The organism is Micromonospora sp. NBRC 110037, assembly GCF_001652995.1.
Classification (GTDB): Bacteria; Actinomycetota; Actinomycetes; order Mycobacteriales; family Micromonosporaceae; genus Micromonospora; species Micromonospora chalcea.
Genome location: NZ_BBVA01000010.1, coordinates 253208 through 262484, shown reverse-complemented (window position 1 = coordinate 262484; position 9277 = coordinate 253208). Strand labels below are relative to the sequence as shown.

Annotated in this window: 8 protein-coding genes and 1 tRNA gene; 2 read left to right on the top strand and 7 right to left on the bottom strand. The window is 73.5% G+C overall.

Annotation, left to right across the window (positions count from 1 at the left end):
* Positions 1 to 305 precede the first annotated feature (305 nt).
* A complete protein-coding gene (locus A4R25_RS26595; protein WP_231915642.1) occupies positions 306 to 1139 on the top strand; it encodes a site-specific integrase in 834 nt (277 codons plus the stop codon).
* Between the two features lie 17 nt (positions 1140 to 1156).
* Here the strand turns inward: A4R25_RS26595 and A4R25_RS26590 are convergent.
* Positions 1157 to 1230, bottom strand: a tRNA-Thr gene (locus A4R25_RS26590).
* Positions 1231 to 1363: 133 nt separating this feature from the next.
* Here A4R25_RS26590 and A4R25_RS26585 point away from each other — a divergent pair.
* A complete protein-coding gene (locus A4R25_RS26585; RefSeq protein ID WP_064448459.1) occupies positions 1364 to 3094 on the top strand; it encodes a metallophosphoesterase in 1731 nt (576 codons plus the stop codon).
* A 119-nt stretch (positions 3095 to 3213) separates the two neighbouring features.
* On the opposite strand, the gene A4R25_RS26580 is transcribed toward A4R25_RS26585, so the two are convergent.
* The 6 genes from A4R25_RS26580 to tmk form a co-directional block, all read right to left on the bottom strand.
* The gene (locus A4R25_RS26580) at positions 3214 to 4056 is read right to left on the bottom strand and encodes a regulatory iron-sulfur-containing complex subunit RicT (RefSeq protein WP_064448458.1); all 843 of its coding nucleotides are present in this window, start codon (positions 4054 to 4056) and stop codon (positions 3214 to 3216) included.
* 259 nt (positions 4057 to 4315) lie between these two features.
* A complete protein-coding gene (locus A4R25_RS26575; RefSeq protein WP_064448457.1) occupies positions 4316 to 4984 on the bottom strand; it encodes a hypothetical protein in 669 nt (222 codons plus the stop codon).
* Entirely contained in the window at positions 4984 to 5289 is a 306-nt protein-coding gene (locus A4R25_RS26570; protein ID WP_030503764.1) for a hypothetical protein, read from the bottom strand. Before A4R25_RS26570 ends, A4R25_RS26575 begins: the two co-directional genes overlap by 1 nt.
* A gap of 1 nt (position 5290) precedes the next feature.
* On the bottom strand, positions 5291 to 5620 hold the full coding sequence (locus A4R25_RS26565; RefSeq protein WP_013473591.1) for a YbaB/EbfC family nucleoid-associated protein: 330 nt from the start codon (positions 5618 to 5620) through the stop codon (positions 5291 to 5293).
* A 135-nt stretch (positions 5621 to 5755) separates the two neighbouring features.
* Entirely contained in the window at positions 5756 to 7054 is a 1299-nt protein-coding gene (locus tag A4R25_RS26560) for a DNA polymerase III subunit delta' (RefSeq protein WP_064448456.1), read from the bottom strand.
* Positions 7051 to 9207 carry a dTMP kinase gene (tmk, locus tag A4R25_RS26555; protein WP_231915641.1) on the bottom strand — a complete coding sequence of 719 codons (2157 nt, stop codon included), beginning with the start codon at positions 9205 to 9207 and terminating at the stop codon, positions 7051 to 7053. Before tmk ends, A4R25_RS26560 begins: the two co-directional genes overlap by 4 nt.
* Positions 9208 to 9277: the final 70 nt, after the last annotated feature.

Sequence of the window (9277 nt, the reverse complement as noted above, 5' to 3'; positions counted from 1 at the left end):
CATGCGTCCTGACATGGAACGCGTCCAACAAAGACTGAACCGGGCCACTGCCACGGCCTCCCGCCATTCACCGCATTCCTCGCCTCAGCCATCACTGTCTGCCGCCGACCCACACCACGGTGGAGCGGGCCAGGGCCAGGGTGACCAGGTGGAGCGCCCTACCGGACGTACGACCTGGTCACCCTGGCCCTGGTCTGCTCGGCTTGCCTGGGTCGGTGGTAGACGGGATGGCAACCTTCCCAACCACCCACCCAGCGAACTGTTCGGCAATCCCATCCCGGAGTCGTCTGGCCCCCGCCGGAGGCATGCCCTTCGATCCGCCGGCGCGCGCCGGCCGATGCCGGCGCTCGCGCCGCCAGCAGGCCGAGCGCGGCCGGCGCGGCCCGCTTGCGGGCCGCCTTGATGTGGCCCACGCCGTGCGGGATGGCCGCATGTCCCGGAATCCGGCAGAGGGCGTGCGGCTGCCTCGGGTGGTCAAGGAGGAACCGGTGTTCCTCGACCACGGCCAGGTGGCGGTGCTCGCGGAGGCGTGCGGTCGGTACGGACTGCTGGTGCGGTTTCTGGCCTACACCGGGCTGCGGTGGGGGGAGGCGTCGGCGCTGCGGGTCTCGCGGCTGGATCTGCTGCGGCGTCGGGTGACCGTGGCGGTGGCCTTCGCGGAAGTCGGCGGCGAGCTGGTGGAGGGCACGCCGAAGAACCATCAGCGGCGGTCGGTGCCGATTCCGCGGTTCCTCGTCGACGAGCTGGCAGCGCACGTCGCCGGTAAGCGCCGGGACGCACTGGTGTTCACCGCTCCCAACGGCGGCCCGCTGCGCAACACCAACTTCCGTTCTCGGGTCTTCGCGCCGGCTGCGGCATCGGTCGGCTTGGCGGGCCTGACTCCGCACGATCTACGGCACGCGGCGGCGAGTCTGGCCGTGGCGGCGGGCGCCAACGTCAAGGCGGTGCAGCGGATGCTCGGGCACGCCTCGGCGTCGATGACCTTGGACGTGTACGCGGGCCTGTTCGGTGACGACCTGGACGCGGTCGCCAACCGCCTGGACGAGGCGGTCGCTGCGCGCGATGCGGACTATTTGCGGACTGGCACGGCCGGCGGCGCTGCTGTAGACCTTAGGAAACGGCGAAGCCCAGGTCGTTGACCTGGGCTTCTGTACCGAGCCGCCTGACGGAATCGAACCGTCGACCTACGCATTACGAGTGCGTCGCTCTAGCCGACTGAGCTAAGGCGGCAACGATCGTAAAGTGTACGGCACTCCCCGGCCGAAGCCGAACCGGATCCCCCCGCCTCAGAACCCGGACACCGAGCCACATCCGCCCCGTCACGGGAGAGACTTCGCGCCGCGTCCCGACTACCCTGCGGCGGGTGACCGACGAACCGCCGCGGCCAGCGGCCCCCGAGGCGCATCCCGGCGAGCGCGCCACCCGCCGCCCCCGCAAGATCGACCCGCAGGAGTTGGGCTTCACCCCGCGCCGGCCGGTGCCCTGGCTCGCGCCGCTGCTGTTGATCAGCACCGGCCTGCGTACGCTGCTGGCGATGCTGTTCGGGGCGTACCTGGACAAGCGCGAGCTGCAGAACGCGTTCGGCGACGGCACGTTCCGGCAGGTCGGGCCGGACGGCGGGCTCTGGCTCGACTACGTGGCCGACCTGGGTGACGGCTTCGACGCCACGTACTCGGTGGCGTACCTGCTCGCCCAGCCGGAGCTGACGGTGGACGGGCACCGGCTTCCGCGGGCGCAGACGCTGGTGATGGGTGGTGACCAGGTCTACCCGGCGGCGGGCTACGAGGCGTACGAGGACCGCTGCAAGGGCCCGTACCAGTCCGCGCTGCCGGTCGCGCCGCCGGAGCAGCCGACGCTGTTCGCGGTGCCGGGTAACCACGACTGGTACGACGGGCTGACGGCGTTCCTGCGCCTGTTCGTGCGCACCCGGGACCGGCACTTCGGCGGCTGGGGCACCGGCCAGTCCCGCTCGTACTTCGCGGTCGAGCTGCCGGCCGGCTGGTGGCTGCTCGGCCTCGACGACCAGTCCGGGTCGTACCTGGACGACCCGCAGCTCACCTACTTCGACGAGGTGGCCCGCAAGCTCACCCCGGAGTCCAAGGTGATCCTGGCGGTGCCGGCGCCGACGTGGGTCAAGGCCGTGGACCACCCCAACGCGTACGACTCGATCGACTACTTCATCCGTACCCTCGTCGCGCCGACCGGCGCGCAGGTGCGGGTGCTGGTCTCCGGCGACCTGCACCACTACGCCCGCTACGCCGGGGCGGACCGGCAGCTCGTCACGTGCGGCGGTGGCGGCGCCTACCTCTACCCCACGCACCGGCTGCCGGAGAAGCTGGAGGTGCCGCCGCGTGACACGCTGACCCGGCGGGCCAGCAACACCCGGGAGTACGACCTGGCCGCGCGCTACCCGGACAAGGCCCGCTCCCGCCGGTATGGCTGGGGCATCTTCGCCCGGCTGCCGTTCCGCAATCCGGGCTTCACCACGCTGCTCGGCACCCTGCACACGCTGCTGATGCTGGCCATGGCCGGCGTGGCGGTGCAGCGGGTGGGCACCACCGAGCAGCGCCTGTTCAGCGTGCCGCTGGCGATCATGCTGGTGGTGGCGATGATGGGCGCGGTGTTCTTCGCCAAGCCGCCGACGGCGGGCGGGAAGCGGCACGCCCGCCACTGGATCCTCGGGGTGGCGCACGGACTGGCCCAGATAGCTCTCGCCGCCGGCGGCACGTGGGTCTGGTTGCAGCTGCCGTTCTACGACTGGCCGTGGCCGCTGCCGGCGGTCGCCGCAGCGGTGCTCTACGGGCCGGTGAGCGGTCTGGTCGCCAGCCAGCTCGTCGCGCTGTACCTGCTGGTGGCCGGCGCGTTCGGGGTCAACCTGAACGAGTTGTTCGCCGCCCAGGGCATCGAGGACTCGAAGGCGTTCCTGCGGTTCCGGATCGACCCGGACGGCACGTTGACGATCTACCCGATCGCCGTGGACAAGGTGTCCCACGACTGGCAGCTCAACCCCGACCAGTCCCCCACCGCCTCCTGGCTGACCCCGAAGACCCCGCTGACCCCCCGCCTGGCCGAACCCCCCATCGTCATCCGCTGACCCCCGGACCGACCCCGTCGATCATGAAGTTGACGGCGAAGTCGATCACTATTTCGACCGCTAACTTCATGATCGACGGGGAAGGTGGAGCGGGAGGTGGAGAGGGGGGCGGGCAGCGGTCAGGGCTGGGGGTAGTGCTGTTCGTGGGCCTGTCTGGGGCCGCAGACCGACGCGCGGGAGCACATCGAGCGGGAGCCGTCGGCGTCCAGGCGGACCGTCACCGCGTCGCGCGGGACGCTGTGGCCGACCACCTTGCCCTCACCCTGCGGCGTGGACACCCGGCTGCCGACCGCGGGGGCCGTCTCCTGGAACTTCTGGTACAGCGGGTGCTCGTACTTCAGGCAGCACATCAGCCGCCCGCACGCGCCGGAGATGCGCAGCGGGTTGAGCGGCAGGTCCTGGTCCTTCGCCATCCGGATGGTCACCGGCTCGAAGTCGGTCAGGAACGTGGCGCAGCACAGGTCACGCCCGCAGGAGCCGATGCCGCCCTGCACCCGTGCCGAGTCGCGGGCGGACAGCTGCCGCAGCTCGACCCGGCAGTGCAGGGTGGCGCCCAGGTCCCGGACCAGGGAACGGAAGTCGACCCGGTGCGGCGCGGTGAAGTAGATGGTGGTGCGGTCGCTGCCGTTCTCCGGCGTGGCCAGGACGTGGTCGACGGCTACCACCTTCATCGGCAGGCCGTGTTCGCGGATCAGCCGCTTGGCGGCCACCTTCGCCTCGGCCTTGCGCCGGCGCAGCATCTCGTCGCGGCGCAGATCGTCGTCCTCGGCGAGCCCGGCGAGTTTCGGGAATCCGTCGGTGTCCTCGCTGACCCACTGGGCCGCCCAGACGCACTCGGCCACCTCGGGCCCCTCGTCGGTGGGCACCAGCACCCGGTCGCCCACCTGCGGGCGCAGCTCGCCCGGGTCGAGGTAGTAGAGGCGCCCGTACCGGTTGAAACTGACCGCGCAGAGCATGCCCATGCGCCCCACCCTACGCGGATCGGGGCCCGCCGTACGGCGGCCGGTCGCCGTACGGTCACCGACAGCGGCGATCGGCTCCGTCGACCCGGCCGAATCGCCCCTTCGCCTCGCCCGGACGGCTGAAACCTCGCCCGCCGCCGGGACAAGCGTCTGCCGACAGCGTTGAGTGAAGACATACCTGCGGGGGGTGCAGGGGAAGTCCACGGCGTCGCCGCCGTTGCCCGGCCACGGCCGGTCCGGCGCGCGGCGCCGTGGACCGTCAGTAGCCGATTCGGGTGGTGCCGCCGTAGTGCGGCGCGACCGCCGGCCGATCCCGCCAGACCGTCTCGGCGAGGCTCGGCCCCCACTGACGCAGCAGCGTCTCGGCGCCGTCGTAGGCGACTCCGAGCACGCCCAGGATCCGGGTGGCGATCTCGGCCGCGGCCGACGCCCCGGCCGGTCCGGCGTGGACGCCGGGCCGGGTCGCCGCGTGCACGGCGACCGCTTCGGACGAACCCAGCACCTCGGCCAGCGCGCGGGCCAGCGCGACCCGGCTGCCCTCCACCCAGCCGGCCAGCGCGTCCGCGTAACTCGCCGTCGACTCCAGCCGCCCGACCAGGCTCTCCGGCCCCTCGTCCAGGTGCCGGAGCAGTGTTGCGCGCGCCTCGTCGTACGCCGACGCGGCGGCGCCGGACCAGGCGACCTGGTCGCCGAGCAGGGCGCAGGTGTCGTCGTACCCCCGGACGAGCCGGCGCACGGCGTGGCCGGCGTCGGTCAGCGGCGCGGGGTGCAGGTCGAGGAACTCGCGCACGGCCGCGCCGGGGAGCACCTGCATGCGGCGCAGCAGCGGCCAGAGGCGGTGGCCCTCGGGTGCGCCGGCGGCGAGCAGCGTGTCGACGCGGGCGAGCAGGTCGAGCCCCGGCTCCGCGAGGCGGTCGAGCGCGTCCATCAGGCCTCCCGGGCCAGCCGCCGGGCCACGCCGTCGTCGGCGGCGGCATAGCGGTCGGCGGCGCTGCGCAGCGCGGCCGCGGCGGCGGCCAGCCGGACGGCGGCAGCCTGTGCCTCGCGCGCTCGGTCGGCGGTGGCGGCGGTCCACTGCCGGTGCAGCGCGCGGCCCACCTCACCGGGCCGGCCGGCGGCGTGCGCGCCGAACGCGGGGTGCGGCGGGTCGGTGGCGGTGACCGTGCGGGCCAGCGTGGCGAGGGTCGCGCCGGCCTCGTCGAGGCGGGCGGCCAGGGCGCGCAGCGTCTCCATGTCAGGCTCCCGCCAGCGGCCGGTAGGCCGCGAACGTCTCGTTGTGCAGCTTCTCCCGCGCCCACTGCGCCGCGTCGGCGGCGGCGGTGACCGCCGCCTGCACCGACCCGGCCACGTCACGTGGGCTGCGGTGGTGCAGCGGCCCGAGGAAACGCACGTCGGTGATGCGCCCACCGGCTGTCACCACCACCTCGACAAGGCCGTCGGGCGAGCGGACGGTGACCTCGACAGTGGCCACCGCCTGGTCGAACTCGGCCTGCAGGTTCTCGATGCGGCGGTAGCGCCGCACCGCCTCCTCGATCCAGGCCTCGTCGATCTCGCCCCGCGGCATCGGCGGACTCCTCCCGGCCGGTCGGCCCCAACATCACTGAGCGTGCCGCCTCGATCACGGCGGCATCACCGGGGACCGTACCGCACGCCAATCGCGCGTGTCGATGCCCTGTGGACAGCGTGGAGCGGGCGTGGGTCAGCCGCGCCAGAGGGCGAGCATCATCGCCTCCACCGCGATCCGCGGCTTGACGTTCGCCTCGATCGCCGCCCGGCACTCCAGCACCGCCTCCAAGCGGCGCAGCGAGCCCTCGGCGTCCCACTTCTGCGCGCCCGCGCCGGCCAGCGCCGCGGTGTCGGTGTGGACCGGGGCGACCGGCGCCCGCAACGCCATGGTGAGCGCATCGCGGTAGAACCCGGCCAGGTCGACCAGCGCCCGGTCGAGCGCGTCCCGCTGGGCACGGGTGGCCCGCGACTTCTGCCGCTTCTCCAGATCCTTGAGCTGGCCGGCCGCGCCGCGCATGGCGCCGGCCGCGCCCCGGCCGGTGCCGCCCGCACCGAGCGCGGTCTGCAACGCCGTACGCTCCGCCTCGTCGATCTCGACGACCGAGGCGGCGGCCTCCGCCTCGGCGGCCTCGATCAGCGCCGAGGCGGCGTCGAACGCCGCGCCCACGCCGGTCAGCCGGCGCGGCACGGCCAGCACCGCGTCGCGCCGCTGCCGGGCCTCCGGGTCGCGGGCCAGCCGCCGAGCCCGGCCCACGTGCCCCTGCGCGGCCGCCGCGGCCCACTCGGCCACGTCCGGCGCGATGCCGTCCCGGCGGACCAGCACCTCGGCCACCGCGGCCGGCGGCGGCTGGCGCAACGGTACGACGCGGCAGCGCGACCGGATGGTCACGGAGATGTCGTCCGGGTGGGTGGACGGGGCGCAGAGCAGGAAGACGGTACGCGGCGGCGGCTCCTCGATCGCCTTAAGCAGCGCGTTGCCGGCGGCCTCGGTGAGCCGGTCGGCGTCCTCGATGATCACTACCTGCCACCGGCCACCGGACGGCGTGCTCGCCGCCCTGAGCACCAGCGCGCGCATCTCGCCGACACCGATGGAGAGCCCGTCCGGAACGACGAGGCGCACGTCGGCGTGCGTGCCGGTGAGCGTGGTGTGGCAGCCGGGGCAGCTGCCGCATCCGGTGCCGTGCACGCACTGCAGGGCGGCGGCGAACGCGCGGGCGGCCACCGACCGGCCGGATCCGGGCGGCCCGGTGAAGATCCAGGCGTGGGTCATCCCGGCGCCGGGATCGGCTTCAGCGGCGGGTGCCGGAGGCGGGTCGGCGTCGGTGCCGTCGAGCTCCTCGGCGAGCGCGTCGAGGTCGTCGTACCCGCCCGCCGGCGCGCCGGCCGCGACGGGCACGGCGGCGCGCAGCAGCGCGGCGGCCGAGGCGGCGGCCCGCCGCAGCGTGTCCACCGCCTCGTCCTGCCCGACCAGATCGCCGAAGACGTCGGTCATCTTCGGGGTTGCTCCATCGTCACCAGCTCCGCGTCGGATAACTCAGGCTGGACCGAGGTGTCCGGGCCCTGCGCCGGACGCGGGTGCACGATCCCGCCCGGGTCGGCGAGGAGCTCACCCACCCGGCGGGCCACCGCGTCGGCGATCTCGTCCACCGGCCGGGACGCGTCGAGCACGAGGTAACGCTTCGGGTCACCGGCGGCCAGGTCGAGGAAGGCGTACCGGACGCGCTCGTGGAACGTCAGCGACTCGGCCTCCAGCCGGTCGGCCCCCTCGTTGCGCGTCTCCACCCGGCTCAGGCCGGTACGCGGCTCGACGTCGAGCAGCACCACCAGGTCGGGCTTGAGCCCTCCGGTGGCCCAGGACGAGAGCCAGGAGACCTCGTCCACCGGCAGCGTCCGGCCGGCGCCCTGGTAGGCGAGCGACGAGTCGACGTACCGGTCACTGATCACCACCGCGCCTCGCACGAGCGCCGGGCGGACGACGGTCGCGACGTGGTGCGCCCGGTCGGCGGCGTAGAGCAGCGCCTCGGCGCGCGGCGACGGCGCCTCGTCCGTGCCGGTGTCAAGCACCAGCGAGCGGATCCGCTCACCGACCGGTGTGGCGCCCGGCTCGCGGGTGACCACCACGTCCCGCCCCTGCGCGCGCAGGCGCTCGGCGAGCACGGCGAGCTGGGTGGACTTGCCGGCGCCCTCGCCGCCCTCGAAGACCACGAAGAGACCGCTGGAGACGAACGGCTCGGCCGGCATCAGCGGGCGGCCCCGGATCGAGCCCCACAGGTCGGCGAGGACCGGCACGCCCTTCTTGTCGTCCATCTGGCCGAACGCGCTGATGCCGGCGATGATGCCGGCCGCGCCGGCGGCGAGCAGCAGCAGGCGCGTCGAGGAGATGGAGATGCCCAGGTCGGCGATGGTGAGCTGGCGGGAGCCGCCGACGCCGACCAGGAGGCTGCTGAGCGCGATGGCGAGGATCAGCACCAGCCGGGTGCCGATCTGCACCACCGCGAAGACCCGGCCGCGTACCTCGTCGGCGACCTCGCCGCCGAGCAGCGTGGTGCCGGCCAGGAACGCCATGCCGGCGCCCGCGCCGACCAGGATCGCGCCGAGGATGGCCATCGACAGGTGGATGGCGAAGGCGAGCACCAGCACCGAGGCGCTGGCGAGCACGATGCTCATGCCGAACCAGCGGCGGCGGGACATGTCCCGCACGATCATCGGACCGAGGCCGATGCCGAGCGCCAGGCCGACGAAGATCGCGCCGAAGAGCAGCGAGAACGCGGCGTCACCGGCGCCGAGCGAGTTGGCGAAGAACTTGGCCGTGCCGACCACGATGCCGCCGCCGGCGAACGCGCCGAAGATGCCCAGCACCAGGCCGCGGACGAGCGGGGTCTGGCCGATGTATTTCCAGCCCTCGGAGAACTGCCGGAACATGCTCTGCTCGGAGCGCTCGGCCTCGCCGCGCTGGGCCTGGCTGATCTCCTTGATCCCGAACGCCACCACGAGCGCGGTGGCCAGCCGGGAGAACGCGTTGAACCAGAGCGCGAGCTGGGCCGGCTCGGCCCAGTTCGGCAGGTCGCCGCCGACCGCGCCGCGGACGCCCCGGTCCAGCACGGCCAGCGCGATGGCCGCCGCAACCGGCGTGAGGCCGTACGTGGTGATCAGCGTGAGCTGGTTCGCCGCTTCCAGCCGGGTACGCGGGATGAGGTTGGGAACCGCCGCTTCCTTGGCCGGGATCCACATCAGCGTGATCGACTCGATCAGGAACGTGGCGATCAGCGCCCAGCCGACCACCAGCCCGCCGGCGGCACCGGTCAGCGCGTAGAGCGGGATCGAGGCGAACAGCACGAAGCGCAGCAGGTCGCAGATGACCATCGTCCACCGGCGGTCGAACCGGTCGGCGAACACGCCCGCCACCGGGCCGAGCACCAGCGCCGGGAGCAGCCGGATCGCTGTCACACCGCCGAACGCGGCGCCCTGGGCGGTGCTGCCGGAGACCTGGGAGGCGGCGAACAGCGCGGTGGCGAGCAGACCGAGCCAGTCGCCGAAGGAGGCGGCGCTGAGGACGATCCACAGCCTGCGGAACGGCCGGATGCGCAGCACCGAGCGGATGGCGGCGACGCCGGAGTGGTCGGCGGCTGTCCCGGGCGACGACACGCCGGGCGACTCGCCGTTGTTCTGGCTTTCGATGGCCGTACCTCCACGTGCCGGCCCAGGTCTGGGCATC